Annotated in this window: 19 protein-coding genes; 8 read left to right on the top strand and 11 right to left on the bottom strand. The window is 34.2% G+C overall.

The features are described from left to right. Nucleotides 1-575: 575 nt before the first annotated feature. From DU508_RS04065 to DU508_RS04040, 6 genes are all read right to left on the bottom strand, one after another. Entirely contained in the window at nucleotides 576-1127 is a 552-nt protein-coding gene (locus DU508_RS04065) for a NifU family protein (RefSeq protein WP_115401539.1), read from the bottom strand. 86 nt (nucleotides 1128-1213) lie between these two features. Beyond that, nucleotides 1214-2560 carry an adenylosuccinate lyase gene (purB, locus tag DU508_RS04060; RefSeq protein WP_115401538.1) on the bottom strand — a complete coding sequence of 449 codons (1347 nt, stop codon included), beginning with the start codon at nucleotides 2558-2560 and terminating at the stop codon, nucleotides 1214-1216. A gap of 123 nt (nucleotides 2561-2683) precedes the next feature. After that, a complete protein-coding gene (locus tag DU508_RS04055) occupies nucleotides 2684-2869 on the bottom strand; it encodes a hypothetical protein (RefSeq protein WP_115401537.1) in 186 nt (61 codons plus the stop codon). Nucleotides 2870-2998: 129 nt separating this feature from the next. Then, nucleotides 2999-3217 (bottom strand): hypothetical protein, encoded by a 219-nt coding sequence (locus tag DU508_RS04050; RefSeq protein ID WP_115401536.1) that lies wholly within the window; start codon nucleotides 3215-3217, stop codon nucleotides 2999-3001. 133 nt (nucleotides 3218-3350) lie between these two features. Further along, nucleotides 3351-3569: a hypothetical protein gene (locus DU508_RS04045; RefSeq protein WP_115401535.1), complete on the bottom strand. Its 219-nt coding sequence runs from the start codon at nucleotides 3567-3569 to the stop codon at nucleotides 3351-3353. 134 nt (nucleotides 3570-3703) lie between these two features. Beyond that, nucleotides 3704-3907 carry a PG1828 family lipoprotein gene (locus DU508_RS04040; protein WP_115401534.1) on the bottom strand — a complete coding sequence of 68 codons (204 nt, stop codon included), beginning with the start codon at nucleotides 3905-3907 and terminating at the stop codon, nucleotides 3704-3706. 211 nt (nucleotides 3908-4118) lie between these two features. Between DU508_RS04040 and DU508_RS04035 the strand changes: the two genes are divergently transcribed. From DU508_RS04035 to DU508_RS04020, 4 genes are all read left to right on the top strand, one after another. Further along, on the top strand, nucleotides 4119-4685 hold the full coding sequence (locus DU508_RS04035) for an RNA polymerase sigma factor (RefSeq protein WP_115401533.1): 567 nt from the start codon (nucleotides 4119-4121) through the stop codon (nucleotides 4683-4685). Between the two features lie 8 nt (nucleotides 4686-4693). After that, nucleotides 4694-5800 carry a S1C family serine protease gene (locus tag DU508_RS04030; RefSeq protein WP_115401814.1) on the top strand — a complete coding sequence of 369 codons (1107 nt, stop codon included), beginning with the start codon at nucleotides 4694-4696 and terminating at the stop codon, nucleotides 5798-5800. Nucleotides 5801-5958: 158 nt separating this feature from the next. Then, a complete protein-coding gene (locus DU508_RS04025; RefSeq protein ID WP_115401532.1) occupies nucleotides 5959-6594 on the top strand; it encodes a peroxiredoxin in 636 nt (211 codons plus the stop codon). 208 nt (nucleotides 6595-6802) lie between these two features. Next, the gene (locus DU508_RS04020) at nucleotides 6803-7000 is read left to right on the top strand and encodes a cold-shock protein (RefSeq protein WP_115401531.1); all 198 of its coding nucleotides are present in this window, start codon (nucleotides 6803-6805) and stop codon (nucleotides 6998-7000) included. A 235-nt stretch (nucleotides 7001-7235) separates the two neighbouring features. Here the strand turns inward: DU508_RS04020 and DU508_RS04015 are convergent, their stop codons facing one another. The 4 genes from DU508_RS04015 to DU508_RS04000 all read right to left on the bottom strand — a co-directional run bounded on the left by DU508_RS04015 (nucleotide 7236) and on the right by DU508_RS04000 (nucleotide 10938). Further along, complete coding sequence (locus DU508_RS04015) at nucleotides 7236-8420, bottom strand: THUMP-like domain-containing protein (RefSeq protein WP_115401530.1); 1185 nt, start codon at nucleotides 8418-8420, stop codon at nucleotides 7236-7238. 84 nt (nucleotides 8421-8504) lie between these two features. After that, nucleotides 8505-9770, bottom strand: a complete 1266-nt coding sequence (locus DU508_RS04010; protein ID WP_115401529.1) for an aspartate kinase — start codon at nucleotides 9768-9770, stop codon at nucleotides 8505-8507. A 1-nt stretch (nucleotide 9771) separates the two neighbouring features. Next, nucleotides 9772-10239 carry a GNAT family N-acetyltransferase gene (locus DU508_RS04005; RefSeq protein WP_115401528.1) on the bottom strand — a complete coding sequence of 156 codons (468 nt, stop codon included), beginning with the start codon at nucleotides 10237-10239 and terminating at the stop codon, nucleotides 9772-9774. Further along, a complete protein-coding gene (locus tag DU508_RS04000; protein WP_115401527.1) occupies nucleotides 10240-10938 on the bottom strand; it encodes a YggS family pyridoxal phosphate-dependent enzyme in 699 nt (232 codons plus the stop codon). Nucleotides 10939-11009: 71 nt separating this feature from the next. On the opposite strand from DU508_RS04000, the gene DU508_RS03995 reads away from it, so the two are divergent. The 3 genes from DU508_RS03995 to DU508_RS03985 all read left to right on the top strand — a co-directional run bounded on the left by DU508_RS03995 (nucleotide 11010) and on the right by DU508_RS03985 (nucleotide 15388). Further along, nucleotides 11010-11561 carry a DUF4296 domain-containing protein gene (locus DU508_RS03995; protein WP_115401526.1) on the top strand — a complete coding sequence of 184 codons (552 nt, stop codon included), beginning with the start codon at nucleotides 11010-11012 and terminating at the stop codon, nucleotides 11559-11561. 1 nt (nucleotide 11562) lies between these two features. Next, nucleotides 11563-13941: an endonuclease MutS2 gene (locus DU508_RS03990; RefSeq protein WP_115401525.1), complete on the top strand. Its 2379-nt coding sequence runs from the start codon at nucleotides 11563-11565 to the stop codon at nucleotides 13939-13941. A 292-nt stretch (nucleotides 13942-14233) separates the two neighbouring features. Then, on the top strand, nucleotides 14234-15388 hold the full coding sequence (locus tag DU508_RS03985) for an aldose epimerase family protein (protein WP_115401524.1): 1155 nt from the start codon (nucleotides 14234-14236) through the stop codon (nucleotides 15386-15388). Between the two features lie 58 nt (nucleotides 15389-15446). Here DU508_RS03985 and DU508_RS03980 read toward each other — a convergent pair whose 3' ends face one another. After that, a complete protein-coding gene (locus DU508_RS03980) occupies nucleotides 15447-16109 on the bottom strand; it encodes an HAD family hydrolase (RefSeq protein WP_115401813.1) in 663 nt (220 codons plus the stop codon). 177 nt (nucleotides 16110-16286) lie between these two features. Here DU508_RS03980 and DU508_RS03975 point away from each other — a divergent pair, with 177 nt between their 5' ends. After that, a complete protein-coding gene (locus tag DU508_RS03975; RefSeq protein WP_115401523.1) occupies nucleotides 16287-16880 on the top strand; it encodes a Crp/Fnr family transcriptional regulator in 594 nt (197 codons plus the stop codon). The last annotated feature ends 8 nt before the right edge of the window (nucleotides 16881-16888 follow it).

The following is a 16888-nucleotide window of genomic DNA, read 5'->3' as shown; positions in this document are numbered from 1 at the left end:
AAACCGCTATATTCTCTGCGTAAACTTTCTTTGCGTTCTCTGTGAAAATCTTTGTGCTCTCTGTGGTAAAAAGGCTTTGCGTCTGCATAAATTCGAAAGGACAACTCCTATGGTTTGGCGCAAAAGCTTAATGTTCTTCATTTCTTACTGGTAAAAACCGCTATATTCTCTGCGTAAACTTTCTTTGCGTTCTCTGTGAAAATCTTTGTGCTCTCTGTGGTAAAAAGGCTTTGCGTCTGCATAAATTCGAAAGGACAACTCCTATGGCTTGGGCAAAAGCTTAATGTTCTTCATTTCTTACTGGTAAAACCGCTATATCCTCTGCGTAAACTTTCTTTGCGTTCTCTGTGAAATCTTTGTGTTCTCCGTGGTAAAAAAGGCTTTGTGTCTGCATAAATTCGAAAGGACGACCGCTATGGTTTGGCGCAAAAGCTTAATGTTCTTCATTTCTTAATGGTACCCCCCCTATATTCTTCGTAAAACTTTGCGTTTAATTAAAATAAATTGCTGTTGAACAAAAAAAGTCCTGATTTTCATCAAGACTTCTTCAATTATGTACTATGAAAAATGCGCTATTATAATGCTTCAGAAACAACTTCCGTAACTTCCGGAACCATTCTTTGTAAAAGGTTTTGAATACCAGATTTAAGCGTGATGGTAGAAGACGGACAACCACTGCAAGAACCACGTAACTCCACGGTAACCACTCCTTCATCAAAAGATTTGTAAGTAATTGCACCACCATCCTGTTCTACAGCCGGGCGAACATAATCATGTAAAATCTGTTGGATCTTAATTTCCGTTTCCGAGCCTTCAAATGCTGGGGCTTCTTCTGCTGTTGCTTCCTTAATTTTTAATTCAGATTCTACAGCACCTTTAACAAATTCCTTTAAGATTGCTTCAACATCAGCCCAATCTGCATCATCTGTTTTAGTGATGGTTACAAAATTGCTGGCGAAAAATACACCAGAAACAAAGTTGAACTTAAATAACTCTTTCGCAAATGGAGAATGCTCAGCGCTTTCTTTAGTGGCGAAATCTTCACTTCCGTTAATTAACAGCTTGTTAACCATGAATTTCATGGTAGCTGGATTAGGGGTTTGTTCTGTATATACGTTAATCGTCATGTCTTATCAATTTGAATAAACAAAATTAACAATTAGTCGCTAATAAAACTTTTGTGAGCTGTCTGTTTAGCGTAAATTTAATTTGACTAAAAGACGCCTGTATAATTAAACGGTGTAATTGTTCTCAATTGTATTTTTACTGCTTCAGAAACAGCTAATCCTTCAATAAAATCGGCAATACTTGTTGCGTTTATTTTTGAATTTGTTCTGGTCAGTTCTTTTAAGGCCTCATAAGGATTTGGAAAGTTCTCTCTGCGTAAAACTGTTTGGATGGCTTCGGCAACAACAGCCCAGTTATCATCTAAATCGGCGTGTAAAGCAGATTCATTTAATAAAATTTTATTCAACCCCCTTAGTGTAGCATTAATTGCAATTAAGGTATGTGCTAATGGAACACCAATATTTCTCAATACAGTTGAATCTGTTAAATCGCGTTGTAAACGAGAAATAGGCAGTTTCGCAGCAAAGAATTCGAATAATGCATTGGCAATGCCTGCATTACCTTCGGCATTTTCAAAATCAATTGGATTTACTTTGTGTGGCATTGCCGATGAACCAATCTCGCCGGCTTTAATTTTTTGTTTGAAATAATTCTTGGAAATATAAGTCCAGATGTCTCTGTCTAAATCAATAATGATATTGTTAATTCGTTTCAAAGCATCACATTGTGCAGCAAATTGATCGTAATGCTCAATTTGAGTAGTATGTTGTGCTCTGCTCAGGCCTAAAGTTTGATTGACAAATTGGTTGGAAAAATCTACCCAGTTTATCTGTGGATAGGCGATATGGTGAGCATTGAAATTTCCAGTTGCTCCGCCAAATTTAGCACTGTTTGGAATTGCCTTCAAACTTTCTACCTGAATATTTAATCTTTCGGCAAAAACCAGAAACTCTTTTCCTAATTTAGTTGGAGAGGCAGGCTGACCATGAGTATGCGCCAGCATTGGAATGTCTTTCCATTCGGTAGCCAAAGCATTAATTTTTTCAATTAATGATGTAATTGCCGGGTAATAGCTGTCATTTAAAGCTAATTTAACGGAGTAAGGAATCGCAGTGTTATTGATGTCCTGAGAAGTTAAACCAAAATGGATAAATTCTTTATAATCCTGAAGGGATAACTGATCAAATTTACTTTTAATAAAATACTCTACAGCCTTAACATCATGATTGGTGGTTTTTTCTGTTTCCTTAACTTCCAAAGCATCAGTTTCCGAGAAATTTTCATGTATTTTACGCAGATCAGCATAAAGGTTTTTATCAAAATTTTCTAAACCTGGCAAATTAATTTCGCATAAAGCAATGAAATACTCTATTTCTACAAAAACACGGTATTTGATTAATGCTTCCTCAGAAAAGTGAGCAGCTAAATTTTCAGTTGTTTTTCTGTAACGACCATCAATAGGTGAGATTGCTTGTAGCGAAGTTAATTTCATTTATGCAGATTATAATTTTGCCGCAAATTTACGATAATTGATGGATTTTTGGGGCAATTAGAGCAGATAAAAACAAAAAAGGCTTTAGGATTACCTAAAGCCTTTTAGTGATGTAGAAAACGACTAAATTTTTGTAGCAGTATCAATAACTGTTGTATCAGTAAGTGTAGTATCAGCAATTGTAGTGTCAACAATTGTAGTGTCAGTAACCGTAGAATCAGCACCATCAGCTTTTTTATCTGAACTACAAGCTACCATAGCTAAAGATAAAGCAAGACTTAAAAATCCTAATTTGAATGTGTTTTTCATGTTTTTTGTTTTGTATAGAAGTTTTTAATGGGTTAATTATTAATTAATACGTTTTATAACGAAAAGTAACCCAATAAAAAAGGCTTTAATTTTTGTTAAAGCCTTTTTTATGTGAAAACCTAAAATAAATTAGTGTTTTACTTCTTCTTTAGTAGTAGTAGATTTAACTGTTGTATCTTTTATAGTAGAATCTTTAACTATAGTATCAACATCAGTTGTATCATTAATAATTGTTGATGAATCTGTTACAGTTGTATCAGCACCATCAGCTTTTTGATTAGAACCGCAAGCAGCAATTGTTAGTGATAAAGCTATGGCTAAAAAGCCTAATTTGAATGCATTTTTCATTTTAATATTGTTTTAGGGTTAATATATACTATTAATACCCAGAAACTTGAAAAGTAACCCAATGAAAAAATAAGTTATAAAAAAAAAGACTTTAAGCGAGCTTAAAGTCTTTTTTTTATAACGTAAAGTTAAATTAGTGTTTAACTTCAGTTTTTTCTGTAGTTACAGCAACTGTAGTATCTTTTACAGTAGAATCTTTAACAACAGTATCAACATCAGTAGTGTCAGTTACGATAGCTGAAGAATCAGTTAAAGTAGTGTCAGCACCATCAGCTTTTTTCTCTGAGTTACAAGCAACAACTGATAAAGATAAAGCTAAAGCTAAAAAGCCTAATTTGAATGCATTTTTCATTTTGAAGTTTTTTTAAGTAATTAATTTTACATTTAATACAGGAAACTTAAAAAGGTAACCCAAAAAAATAAAAAAAATAAAAATGGCCCTGAAAATACTTTTCAGGGCCATTTTTATTATGAATAAGATTTAAACTAGTGTTTAACTTCTTCAGTAGTAGTTGTAGTAGTTACAGTAGAATCTTGAGCTGCAGTATCTACAGAAGTAGTATCAGTTACGATAGTAGAAGAATCAGTTAAAGTAGTATCAGCACCTTCAGCTTTTTTCTCTGAGTTACAAGCAACAACTGATAAAGATAAAGCTAAAGCTAAAAAGCCTAATTTGAATGCATTTTTCATTTTTTGATTTTTTTAAGTAATTGAGTAATTAATTTTCTTGTTAATGCCGCAAAGGTAAAAAGGTAACCCATTAATTTAAAAAAAACAGAAGATTTTTTTCTTTCTCTTTTGGGTTACCCTTTATGTTAAGATTGTATTAAGCAATCATAGCGGCTATAAATATTTTTTTGTCTAATATTGGGTTACTATTTTTAGAAAAATGTATTAACTAGTGAATAACAGTTTAAAGAGTTCAGTTCCAACAGATAGAGAAGTTATTTTAGGTGTTTTAAATAACTCGGCAGATACACTTAACAAGTTATACAAGGCTTATTATGCAATGGTTTTGCAGTTTATTCTTAATAATAATGGAGATGAGGACGATGCAAAAGATGTTTATCAGGAGGCTATAATAATTCTTTATAACAAAATCAGGGAAGGCAATTTTGAATTGAGCAGTAAACTTAAAACATATATTTATTCAGTTTGCAGGCGAATTTGGCTTAAAAAGCTAAGTCAAAACAGTAAAAAAGCAGGTAGCATAACTGATTATGAAGATGTGTTGATAGTTGAAGAGGATGTAGAAGAACATGAAGAAAAAGATCTTCAGTTTGTTAAAATGCAATCTGCACTTGATCATCTTGGTGAACCCTGCAAAACCATTATTCAGGATTTTTATATCCACAATTTATCCATGCAGGATATTTGTGAAAAGTTTGGTTATACCAATACTGATAATGCAAAAACACAGAAATATAAATGCCTGCAAAGGTTAAAGAAAATATTTTTTCAACCATAATAATTGAAATGAGAAACGATTTGGAGTTAGATGCAATTATTGAAGATTATCTTTTAGGTAAACTTAATCCGCATGAAACTGAGGCTTTTGAACAATTGCGTCGTAATGATCCCGCTGTAGATCATAAAGTGGTTTCACATAAATTCTTTTTGGAATCTATGGAGATGTTTGCTTCACAATCCCGTTTAAAAGAACAGTTAAATCACATACATGCAGAAATTGATGTAGAAAGCCTGGCTGCTGATTTAAGGCCTCATCCATCTCGTGTGATTCAGTTATGGCGTAAACATAAATCTGCAATTGCTGTTGCTGCATCATTCCTGGTTTTATCTTTTGTTTCGGTTTATTCTATTCAACACAATAGCAAGCAGGAAGAACGTTACAGAAACATGAGCAGAGAGCTTTCGCGTGTTAAAAACTCTACCAATAACTTAATCAGGACTATAAAATCAAACGCATCGTCTGATACACCTTCTAAAAGTACCAATCCTGGTAACTTTGGAGGAACAGGCTTTGCTATTTCTACAAATGGTTATATTTTAACCAATCTTCATGTTATCAATGGTGCAGATTCTTTATATGTTCAAAATAACAAGGGTGAATCTTTTAAAGTAAAATCAATTTACACCGATTCTCAAAACGATATCGCGATATTGAAAATCAGTGATAAAAATTTCAGTCATCTTTCATCTATCCCTTATACAATTAAGAGAAGTACCAGTAGCATTGGAGAAACGGTTTATACTTTAGGTTATCCGAAAGATGATGCAGTTTTAGGAGAAGGCTACGTGAGCTCTAAAAATGGATTTATTGGTGATACCACTCAATATCAGGTTTCAATTCCGGTAAACCCTGGCAATAGTGGTGGTCCGCTTTTAGATGACAACGGTAATCTTGTTGGTATCATCAGCGGAAAACCTGATCAAACAGAAGGTGCAGCATTTGCCATCAAATCTAAATATATTTTAGAAGCGATGAGAGCTATCCCTCAAGATTCGTTAGGAGCGAACAAGTTGTCTGCCAGTAAAAAAAGCTTGCTTTCAGGCTTAAAACGTACCAAACAAATAGAAAAAATACAAGATTATGTATTTATGATTAAGGTTTATAATAATTAATTACCCAAATAAATTAATATTCTTGAAACCCTGTTGATTAATCTCCTCAGGGTTTTTTATTGGATTTTATAATTTGATTGTATTAAAATAATATAAAGTCTATGTATTTACTATGCTATTGTTTAGATTTGTTTAAATCAATTTAAAATTAAATAGTTATGAGTATAAGAATAGGCGATACCGCACCGAATTTCCAGGCAAATACTTCAATAGGTCCAATTGACTTTTATGAATATTTAGGAGATAGTTGGGGAGTTTTGTTTTCTCACCCGGCAGATTATACACCCGTTTGTACAACAGAATTAGGTCGCACGGCTGCATTGAAAGATGAATTTGAGAAACGTAATGTAAAAGTATTGGCATTAAGCGTTGATACAGAAGAATCTCATAAAGGATGGATCAACGACATCAATGAAACGCAAAACACATCTGTTGAATTTCCAATTATTGTCGATTCAGACAGAACTGTGGCTAATCTTTATGATATGATTCATCCTAATGCATCAGAAACTTTAACAGTTAGATCTCTTTTTGTAATTGGCCCTGATAAGAAGGTAAAGCTCACAATTACCTACCCGGCGTCCACCGGAAGGAATTTTAATGAAGTTTTAAGGGTTATTGATTCCTTGCAACTTACTGCCAATTATAGCGTAGCCACTCCGGCTGATTGGAAAGATGGAGAAGATGTTATTGTTGTGAATAGTATTAAAACTGAAGATATTCCGGCAAAATTTCCAAAAGGACATCAAATCATAAAGCCATATTTGCGTACAACCCCTCAACCAAATAAATAATTGCATTAATTTTTTTCTATTTCGCAACTTTCTTGTTGAATTATCGAAATAGGATTGCGTTATATGCCTAAATTATTATATTTGATAGTTTTGTTTCAATATTAACGCTTAATCTTATTGTTTAATTGACTTAAATGATGAAAATGATTGATTGAAATACTGATCAAAGCGTAAGAGTTTATTTATTTTATACAATTTTTTATTTTTTATGGCAACCGGAAAAGTTAAATGGTTTAACACTCAAAAAGGCTTTGGATTTATTGTACAAGAAGACAATAAAGATCTATTTGTACATTTTAAAGACGTTTTAGGCGGAATCGAAAGCTTAAAAGAAAACGATGCAGTTGAATTTGAAGTAGCTGAAGGCAGAAAAGGTTTACAGGCAGTAAACGTTAAAAAAGTTTAAGCGAAAACTATATATCTCATCCAGCAAAAAGAGGCTGTCCAAAAAGTCAACCCGTCATTCCCGTGAAAACCTATCATGCAGATACAAATATTTTCAGGTAATGATTATGTCGTCATTTCCACAAGCAAGTGCTCATCGAAGATAATCTTAAAACTTTCGATATTGAAAATGCATTAAGATACCCGATTAAACTGGAGATTACGACAGAACGAGTTTTTTGGAGGGCCTCTTTTGACTAATAGTACTGTACAATTGTTGTTTTTAAAACAATATTATTACCATTAATATCTTTTGTGAAAATCAAAAAGCGATCTTTATCGGGCTTTACTTTATACTTTTTAGCTAAATCCTCTGGTTTAGCAGGGTAATTTCTCACAATAATATTACCAGATAGCTCAGAAGCTTTTTTTAGTTCTCCTGTCGATAAAACTTGATCTATTCTGAATATCCTTCCGGCAAAATCAGTGTTCAATTCATCTGAAATATACAATTGCGTATAAGGATGCAGCTTTTGTAAATTATATTTCTTACCTATAAGATTAAATGCACCAGATTTCAGTAATGCGGCATCAGGTTCGTATAAATAATTTGATTTAGAAATTTGTACGGCAAAATGAACCTCATCGTTTAATTCTGATTGTAAGAAAGAAAAATGTTTTTCCGTTTGATTTAGCGTTACTGCGACAATTTTTACAGTTCCGTCAAAATCCTTATCAATTACCCAAAGGAGTTCCTTACATTCATTTTTTAAACTTACAATATGAATCTCACTTACATATTTTAATTCGAGCAACCCTGCAGTAATATCGAGTAACGGAGCTGTTTTAATAATAATTCTTGCAGATTTAGACAGCAGTTTATCTAAATGACTCACCACATCAGGTGTACAATCTCTTAGCATAAAAACTTTTCCTGTTTCAGCACGTCTCGCCGGATCGATGTAAATAGTATCGAAATTTTCGGAACCAGATTCTATATATTTAATTCCATCCAAAGGCAGAAAATCGATATTATCTATTTGCAAAACTTCTGCATTATGTTTTGAGATTTCAGATAATTCAACATTGATTTCGCAATGAACAATTTGTTCAACTTTTTTTGCAAAATAATAAGCATCAACCCCGAATCCTCCGGTTAAATCAATTAAAGAATTGCCTTTTGCTATTCTGGATTTATACTTTGCTGTGGTTTCTGATGATGTTTGCTCAATGGATAAAGGTGGGGGATAATAAATGTTTGAGGTATTGAACCAGGTCGGAAGTTTCTTTTGAGATTTCTTTTTAGCTAAAATTTGCGCCGCAAGTTCTGCCGACGAAACGCCTACAAAAGGACTTTTAGCTAAGGCGATTTGAGCTACATCTGCATTTAAGTTTAAATGGATGTAATCCTGTACGGCTTTGGCTAAAATTTTATCGTTCATTATCTTTATTGAAAAATTATCGTTATTTCAACTGGGGCGCAGTTGAATAAGAAATCCCTGAAAATATGATATGCGGGAAATCAATTACACTCTATTCTTCATTACCATTTGACAAGTGTGGCGACTCTTAACTTCAAGAAGGATCTCTTTATCAACCGTAACGCGGTCTATAGTGTTTTGGTTATAATATCTGATTGTTACCAACTCTAAATCTTTATTGTATTTCACGGCAAAACTTTCCGATAAATCTTTAATTAATTTTTCAATTTGAGCCGGATGATCATCAACACTCACTGAAAAGCTGATGGCTGAGTTCAGCATGGTGTTAATTTTAATTTTATGCTTATGGAAAAGTTCAAAGATGTTACTCAAATTTTCCTCTATGATGAAAGAATAATCTTTAGGAAATATGGAAATTAAGGCCTGATTAATTTTGAAAATAAAAGAGGGAATAGGAAGTGGATTGTTATCTTTCGTAATGGCTGTTCCGGTTCCTGCTGGTTGAATGAAAGACCGCACAAATAACGGGATTCCTTTATTTTGTAAAGGTTTTATGGTTTTAGGATGAATGACCGTTGCTCCGTAATAAGTTAACTCAATCGCATCATGATAAGAAAGCTGTGCTATTTTTTCCGTTTCATCAAACCATTTCGGATCAGCATTTAAAACACCTGGAACATCTTTCCAAATGGTAAGTGCAGCAGCATCTAAGCAAGAAGCAAATATAGCTGCTGAATAATCTGATCCTTCCCGGCCTAGGGTTGTAGTGTAATTTTCACTCGTTCCGCCAATAAAGCCTTGGGTTACAATAATATTATCGGCCAATAAAGGAACTAAATCACGCTGAATAATCTGGTTACTTTTAACCCAGTCTACCTTTCCTTCTTTATAAGTATTATCTGTTTGGATATAGTTTCTGGCATCAGTCCATAGTGATTTATTGCCGGTTTCGTTTAGCCATGCAGCAACAATCTTCGTAGAAACCACCTCACCAATTGAAACGATCTGATCATAAATGTAATCTTCATCATGATCTGGTTCATCTTCAATTAACCAATCAATTTCAACGAAAGAATTAGCAATATCATCATAAACAGGGTTTGATTTGCCTTCAAATAATTCTTCAATAATATTAAAATGAAAGTATTTAATTTTATCGAAAATTGCATGTGTATTATCGCTTTGCGATAAATAAGCAAGAGTTAAATCTTCTAGTTTATCTGTTATTTTGCCCATTGCCGAAATTACAATAAGCAGTTCTCCGTTTTTATAATCGCGAACGATATTGGCCAGATTTTTTACACCAGCAGCATCTTTAACCGATGCACCACCAAACTTAAAAATATCCATATTAAAATGCCTTAACCTGTTCAGTAGAAAGTGCTGCGTTAAGCCAGCCACTTTCTAAATGTGCTTTGTACTTATTATAGAAATTTATTGCAGGCTCATTCCAATCCAGTACTTGCCATACCATTCCATTATATTTTTTGTCTTTTGCCTCTTCAATCACTTTTTCAAAAAGTACTTTCCCAATGCCTTTTCCACGCATATCTTCGGTTACGATAAAATCTTCGAGATATAATCTACATCCTTTCCAGGTTGAATACCGGGTGTAAAACAGGGCAAAGCCAACAATGATTTCATCAACTTCAGCTACGAAAGCTTTCCATACCGGATTTTCACCAAAACCTGCTTCAATGAAATGATTTAAATCTACCGTAACTTCTTCAGGCGCTTTTTCATAAAGCGCCAATTCATTAATTAATGTCAATATTCTAGGGCAATCTTCCGCCTTAGCGATTCTGATGTTTAAATTCATTTAATTTGCAGAGAGATTTTTAAAATGTTTGATTATTCTTTTACCAAAAATGCTGCTCCCGATGCGCACCATTGTACTGCCTTCTTCAATAGCAATTCTGTAGTCAGCGCTCATACCTGTTGATATTTCTTTAAAGGCATCATCCTTGTGAAAGAAGCTTATTTTGATGCCCTCAAAAAATACCTTCAATTCATTAAACTCTGTTGCGATTTGTTTTTCATTTTTGGTATTGGTGGCAATGCCCATCAAGCCTACAATCCGAATGTTTTGTAGTGCCTGGTATTCTTCAGATCTCAAAAGCTCAATCACTTCATCAAAAGCCAAACCAAATTTCGTATCTTCATCAGCAATATAAACCTGTAATAAACAATCAATTATTCTTTTGTTTTTCAAAGCTTGTTTATTAATTTCCTGAAGCAGTTTTAAGCTGTCAACCCCATGAATTAACTTAACAAACGGAGCTATATACTTAACTTTGTTCGTTTGTAAGTGACCAATCAAATGCCATTCTATATCTTTTGGAAGCTGCTCTTGCTTTTCAACCATTTCCTGAACAAGGTTTTCTCCGAAAACTCTTTGACCAGCCTCGTACGCTTCCAATATAGCTTCAACAGATTGTGTTTTAGAAACAGCAATTAATTTAACTCTATCAGATTCTACTTCGCTTTTATATTGCTTAAGATTATCAGCTATGCTCATTTATAACTATTTTTGGGTAAAATTAACAACCTTGCCGCAATTTGGGCAAAAAATAATGTTTTAAATTAATAATGAAGAAACTAGTTTGGGTTTTAGCAGTAGTTGTTTTATGGCTGGGGTGTAAACAAAAAGTGCCGAATGGAATTATAAATCGTGATAAAATGGAAGACATATTATATGATATTCATTTGGTTGACGGTTATCTTTCTACCATTTATATGCAGGATTCGGCCAGGAAGGTTGGTGCTGCTTACTATAATGGCATTTATAAAAAATACAATACAGATTCTGTTCAATACACGAGGAGTTTAACGTATTATAACGGCAACCCTGAAGTGTTACAGGAAATTTATAAGGGGATCGCTAAGAAACTAGAGGATCAAAAGATTAAAATGCAAAAGGCAGATTCGCTTATACAAAAAAAGAGATTTAGAGCAGATTCGCTCAAGATCATTAAAAATTTTAAAACAGACTCTTTAGCGATTAGAAAAAAGATGAAACCAGATTCTTTATCGAAAGCCAAGGCTGATGCCCAAATTAAAAAGAGAAAAGCACAGGCAGATTCACTTCTTAATTCAAAAAAAGGACGTGAATTACAAGTTGTGCCTACATTAGTACAATAATATGTTATATCCCGAAAATTGTTTAGAACGTTTAGGATTTGTAGAGATAAGACAGCTGATTAGCAAACATTGTTTAAGCCCGATGGGGCAAGCAATGGTGCAAAAGATGCAGGTAATGAACCGTTTTGATCAAATCGATAAATTTTTACGCCAAACCAATGAGTTTAAGAGTATCCTGCAAAACCAGGAGCCATTACAAATTAACACCTTTTTTGATATTAAATCACTGGTTGAAAAAATCAGGGTAGAAGGTACTTATCTTTTAGAAGATGAGTGGTTCCAAGTATATACATCTTTGCAAACTGTTTTTTCAGTTTTGCGTTTTTTTGAAGAACGAGCAGAAGTTTACCCTACGCTGGAAGCTTTGTTTGAACATTTGCCTATTGAAAAAAATATCCTTCGCAAAATTGAAACGGTTATTGATCCTAAAGGCAAGATAAAGCCAAATGCCTCGAAAGAACTTCAGGAAATTACCTCAGCAATTTCCAGAACAGAGCAAGATGTTCGTAAAAGAATGGACTCCATTTATAAACAGGCCATAGCCAATAATTGGGTGGCCGATGGTAGTTTAACCATTCGCGATGGGCGGATGTGTATTCCTGTTTTGGCTGAAAATAAACGAAAATTGAAAGGTTTTGTGCATGATGAATCGGCAACTGGCCAAACTGTTTATATTGAGCCGGAAGAAGTTTTTACGTTAAATAATAAGCTTCGTGATTTAGAATTTGATAAACGCAGAGAAATCATTAAAATATTAATTGCTTTAACCGATGATTTACGTCCGTATTCGCCCTTGCTATTATCTTATCACGGATTTTTAACGAAACTGGATTTTGTTAGGGCGAAGGCTTTATTTGCTATGGATATTGAGGCAGAAATGCCCGGTTTGCTTAAAGAACCTAAAACGAAGTTGATCAACGCAAGGCATCCTTTGCTATCCATTTCTTTTGCTGCTGAACAAAAAACGGTTACGCCCTTAAATATCCATATTGATGCAGAAACCCGGGTGGTTTTAGTTTCGGGGCCGAATGCAGGCGGTAAATCTGTTTGCATGAAAACGGTTGGTTTATTGCAAATTATGTTACAAACCGGTTTATTAATTCCAGTTGATGCAAATAGTGAGGTTGGTATTTTTGAAAATATCTTTGCTGATATTGGAGATGATCAATCCATCGAAAGCGATTTAAGTACTTACAGTGCGCATTTAAAAAAGATGCGTTATTTTGTTGAGCATGCCTCTCCAAAAACAATGGTTTTAATTGACGAGTTTGGTACAGGTACTGATCCGCAGTTCGGCGGACCCATGGCTGAAGCTGTTCTGGAAGTTTTGAATAATAAAAAGGTTCGCGGTGTGATTACCACTCACTATTCCAATTTAAAACTTTTTGCGGGGAACACACCTGGATTAGAAAATGCGTCGATGCTTTTTGATAATGCTAAAATGAAGCCTTTGTATGTTTTGGAAATGGGTAAACCCGGAAGTTCTTATGCTTTTGAAATTGCTCAGAATATCGGTTTGCCGGAAGAAGTTATCCGGTTAGCTAAAGAAAAAACAGGGTCGAATCAAAATCGGGTAGATACAATGCTTGTCGATCTGGAACGTGAAAAGAAAAATGTTTATGATGCCAAAGTCAGCTTGGCTAATCAACAGAATAAAGCTAAAAATTTAGTTGCTGAGAATGAGAAATTAAAAGCATTTTTAGAGGAGAATAGAAAAGTTTTAATCAAAGAAGCCAAACAGGAAGCTCAAAATATTATTAAAAGCGCTAATAAGCTTGTTGAAAACACTATTGCTGAAATTAAAGAAAAGCAGGCTGATAAACTTGCTACGAAAGAACTCCGTCAGAATTTGCAGCGTGAATTGGTTAAAAATAGTATTCCGAAAGAACGACCAAAACCATCGCAAGTTGTTGTTGATGGAGAAATTGAAGTTGGTGACTGGGTAAAATTTACAGATAGTGAAACCACAGGTCAGGTTCTGGAAATCAATCGCAATGAATTGGTTTTAGCCATTGGTGATTTACGTTCTAATGTAAAAAAGAATCGCGTTCAAAAAATCAGCAATAAAGAAGCTAAAAAAGTTATTCAAAGTAGTGGTAGTTCTTTTGCCGGCAGAATGAATGATGCAGTTTCAGGGTTTAAGGCTGAATTGGATCTTCGCGGCAAGCGTACAGAAGATGCTTTATTTGAAGTAGAAAAGTATCTTGATAAAGCCATTATGCTTGGTTTTCCATCAATTAAGATTATTCATGGAAAGGGCGATGGTATCCTCAGGAAAATGATTAGGGAGTATCTTCGTAAATACAGCCAGGTGAATAGAATGGAAGATGAACATGCTGATAGAGGTGGGGATGGGATTACCTATGTTTATTTGAATTAAAATTTAAAATATTTCGCGTTAAGTTTTTTCTGTCGCATTTACGCGGAATATTTTCGTACATCGTCCTTGCAAGAATATTCTCCGATTTTTCATTGGTAATAATCGTGGCGATTTCCTTTTGGGTTTTCGATATGAACAACCACGAGATTGCCATAACAATAAGCCTATAATTGATAACATAATAAATACAATGAAAATGATCTTAATTTAGTTCTAAATCGTTTTATTTGTATTGATAAATTTTAAAATGGTTGTTACCAACCCAATGATCTAACCAAATTAATATATGACGATGTTGAAATCTTTAAATGGCTTACTGGCCATTGCAGTTTTAGGATTGGTTTCCTGCCAGTCGGAAAGTAAAAAATCAACTGTAGCTGATTCTGCTGCAGTGGTTAAATTAGTTGCCGATTCATTTCAAAAAGAAATTGATGGAAAGAGCACCGGCCTTTATACATTAAGAAACAAAAATAATGCAGAAGCCATTTTTACCAACTATGGAGGCCGATTGATAAGTTTACTAATTCCCAATAAGGATAAAGAATTAATTGATGTTGTAGTGGGATTTAAAAGTGTAAGTGATTATGAAACCTCAACAGAGCCTTATTTTGGGGCAACGATAGGTCGATATGGAAATAGAATTGCTAAAGGCAAGTTCACATTAAACGGCAAACAGTATTCATTGTTTACAAATAATGGCCAAAACACACTACATGGCGGTAAAAAAGGTTATCAATATGTGGTTTGGGATGCAAAACAGATTAATGATCACATTGTTCAGTTCGATTATTTATCAAAAGATGGTGATGAGAATTTTCCAGGTAATTTGAAAGTTTCAGTAACGTACACTTTAACTGATGATAACGAATTGAAAATGGATTATCAGGCAACAACAGATCAGCCAACAGTTGTAAACTTAACCAATCATGCCTTTTTTAACTTAAATGGAGAGGGAAGTGGCGATATTCTAAATCACGAAGTTAAAATTTTTGCCGATGAATATACTCCTGTTGATTCGACCCTTATCCCGACGGGTAAAATTGAAAAAGTAAAAGACACTCCTTTTGATTTTACCAGTTCTACAAAAATTGGTGCCCGTATTAATAATAAAAATGAGCAGCTCACTTATGGCAAAGGTTATGACCACAATTATGTTTTAAATAAAACCAAAGCGATGAACATGTTTCATGCGGCCAGTGTTAAAGGAGATAAAACAGGTATTGTAATGGATATTTATACCGAGGAGCCAGGGCTACAGTTTTACAGTGGTAATTTCATGCAAAGTAAAAATACGTTTAAAACAGGCGCTAAAGATGATTTCAGAACCGCGTTTTGCATGGAAACCCAACATTTTCCTGATTCTCCTAATCAACCAGCTTTCCCCTCAACAGTGCTAAAGCCAGGGCAGGTTTATAAAACGAGTTCTATTTATAAGTTTTCTAATTAGAAACCGGCTCCACGTATAATATCTATAAAAAACGGACTGCTAATAACGGTCCGTTTTTTTAAAATAAGCTTTTTAAAACCGGATCGTTATAATCTTCAATAAAAGCGATGATATTGTTGTAAGCAGAAAATTCATCTGCATGGTGCATGGTGGTTAAAGCAATACATTTCATTCCTGCATTCTGAGCAGCTTCTACACCTTTTGGGGCGTCTTCAAAAACCACACATTCATCTGCCGGAATACCTAAAATAGCTGCTCCTTTTAAAAATGTCTCAGGATCAGGCTTACTGTTCAAAACATCTTCTGCACTCACAACGGCTTTAAAGTACGAGCGTACCTGTAAATTATCTAAAACAAAATCAATATTAAAAGGGATGGCAGCAGAACCAATGGCCATTAATATTCCTGATTTCTTTGCACTTTCCAGAAAATCAGCCAAACCCGCAATTAAGCTCAGGTGTTTTTTGTATGCTGCCTGATAGCGATGCTCTTTTTCTATTGAAATCTGATCAATTTGTTCCTGAGAAAAATGGCCAACACCAAAAACTCTTTCCAACAAATCCTGATTCTTGCCATACATTTCTTTTTTTACTGCCTCGAAACTTATGCTTGCACCTAAATCTTTTGTTAATATAGAATGCCATGCGTGATTATGAAATTCCATATCGTTAATCATTGTACCATTCAGGTCGAAGAGAAATGCTTTTGGTTTTTTATCCATCATGGAAGCAAAATTATCAGAATTTTTTAATGATTATATTAAATTTAGTTTAATGATTCAAACCCGGGTTAATATTGCCATAGCAAGCCCTCCATTTAAAAGTTTTGTATTTGGAAAATTGTTTTACAAATAATACATTGCAACGTTAATGGTCTCAGGATATTAATAGATGAACTTATGAGTGTAATAAAAGACGATAGTGAGCATTTGATCGAATTTTTAAACAATATTCATCCATTAGGTAAAGAGGTTATTGCTTTAACTAAACAGGAAACTTTTAAAGTGTTCCTGAAAAAGAATGAGGTATTGCCTTGTCCCATTAAGCAAGGGGAAGATGGTGTGTTTTTCATCCTGGAGGGAATAGTAAGGGGTTTTATTGTTGATAATGGGAGAGATATTACAACTTCAATTATGGAGGAAAATTACTTAATCGGCCATGTTCGCAACTCTTACCCGGATAAGCCCGTTTATCAGGAACAGTTTCAGGCACTCGAAGATTCCAAATTGCTGGTTGTTAGTCATAGTTTAATAGATCAACTGTACCTTCAATATCCTGATGTAAATATCTTGGGTAGAAAATTATTGGCTATTCACTTCCATATGTCGAAAGAAGGAGCAATTTTATCAAGAATTCCATCGGCAGAAGCAAGATATAATCAATTCCGGAAAATTTATCCTAACCTGAAAAACAGAGTGCCTGTTAAATTTTTAGCAACCTACCTGGGGATGAGGATTGAGACATTGAGTAGAATCAGAAAAAAAGAGAAATAGATGGATAG

Origin of the sequence: Pedobacter chinensis (assembly GCF_003339865.1) — a bacterium.
Classification (GTDB): Bacteria; Bacteroidota; Bacteroidia; order Sphingobacteriales; family Sphingobacteriaceae; genus Pedobacter; species Pedobacter chinensis.
Note: the sequence above shows the minus strand (reverse complement) of the source record. Positions and strands in the feature narration are given on the sequence as shown.

Excerpts from the sequence above, each read along its gene's own strand:
- DU508_RS04065 (WP_115401539.1), bottom strand. The coding sequence starts at position 1,127 with ATGACGATTAACGTATATACAGAACAAACCCCTAATCCAGCTACCATG.
- purB (WP_115401538.1), bottom strand. The coding sequence starts at position 2,560 with ATGAAATTAACTTCGCTACAAGCAATCTCACCTATTGATGGTCGTTAC.
- DU508_RS04055 (WP_115401537.1), bottom strand. The coding sequence starts at position 2,869 with ATGAAAAACACATTCAAATTAGGATTTTTAAGTCTTGCTTTATCTTTA.
- DU508_RS04050 (WP_115401536.1), bottom strand. The coding sequence starts at position 3,217 with ATGAAAAATGCATTCAAATTAGGCTTTTTAGCCATAGCTTTATCACTA.
- DU508_RS04045 (WP_115401535.1), bottom strand. The coding sequence starts at position 3,569 with ATGAAAAATGCATTCAAATTAGGCTTTTTAGCTTTAGCTTTATCTTTA.
- DU508_RS04040 (WP_115401534.1), bottom strand. The coding sequence starts at position 3,907 with ATGAAAAATGCATTCAAATTAGGCTTTTTAGCTTTAGCTTTATCTTTA.
- DU508_RS04030 (WP_115401814.1), top strand. The coding sequence starts at position 4,694 with ATGAGAAACGATTTGGAGTTAGATGCAATTATTGAAGATTATCTTTTA.
- DU508_RS04025 (WP_115401532.1), top strand. The coding sequence starts at position 5,959 with ATGAGTATAAGAATAGGCGATACCGCACCGAATTTCCAGGCAAATACT.
- DU508_RS04020 (WP_115401531.1), top strand. The coding sequence starts at position 6,803 with ATGGCAACCGGAAAAGTTAAATGGTTTAACACTCAAAAAGGCTTTGGA.
- DU508_RS04015 (WP_115401530.1), bottom strand. The coding sequence starts at position 8,420 with ATGAACGATAAAATTTTAGCCAAAGCCGTACAGGATTACATCCATTTA.
- DU508_RS04010 (WP_115401529.1), bottom strand. The coding sequence starts at position 9,770 with ATGGATATTTTTAAGTTTGGTGGTGCATCGGTTAAAGATGCTGCTGGT.
- DU508_RS04005 (WP_115401528.1), bottom strand. The coding sequence starts at position 10,239 with ATGAATTTAAACATCAGAATCGCTAAGGCGGAAGATTGCCCTAGAATA.
- DU508_RS04000 (WP_115401527.1), bottom strand. The coding sequence starts at position 10,938 with ATGAGCATAGCTGATAATCTTAAGCAATATAAAAGCGAAGTAGAATCT.
- DU508_RS03995 (WP_115401526.1), top strand. The coding sequence starts at position 11,010 with ATGAAGAAACTAGTTTGGGTTTTAGCAGTAGTTGTTTTATGGCTGGGG.
- DU508_RS03990 (WP_115401525.1), top strand. The coding sequence starts at position 11,563 with ATGTTATATCCCGAAAATTGTTTAGAACGTTTAGGATTTGTAGAGATA.
- DU508_RS03985 (WP_115401524.1), top strand. The coding sequence starts at position 14,234 with ATGTTGAAATCTTTAAATGGCTTACTGGCCATTGCAGTTTTAGGATTG.
- DU508_RS03980 (WP_115401813.1), bottom strand. The coding sequence starts at position 16,109 with ATGGATAAAAAACCAAAAGCATTTCTCTTCGACCTGAATGGTACAATG.
- DU508_RS03975 (WP_115401523.1), top strand. The coding sequence starts at position 16,287 with ATGAGTGTAATAAAAGACGATAGTGAGCATTTGATCGAATTTTTAAAC.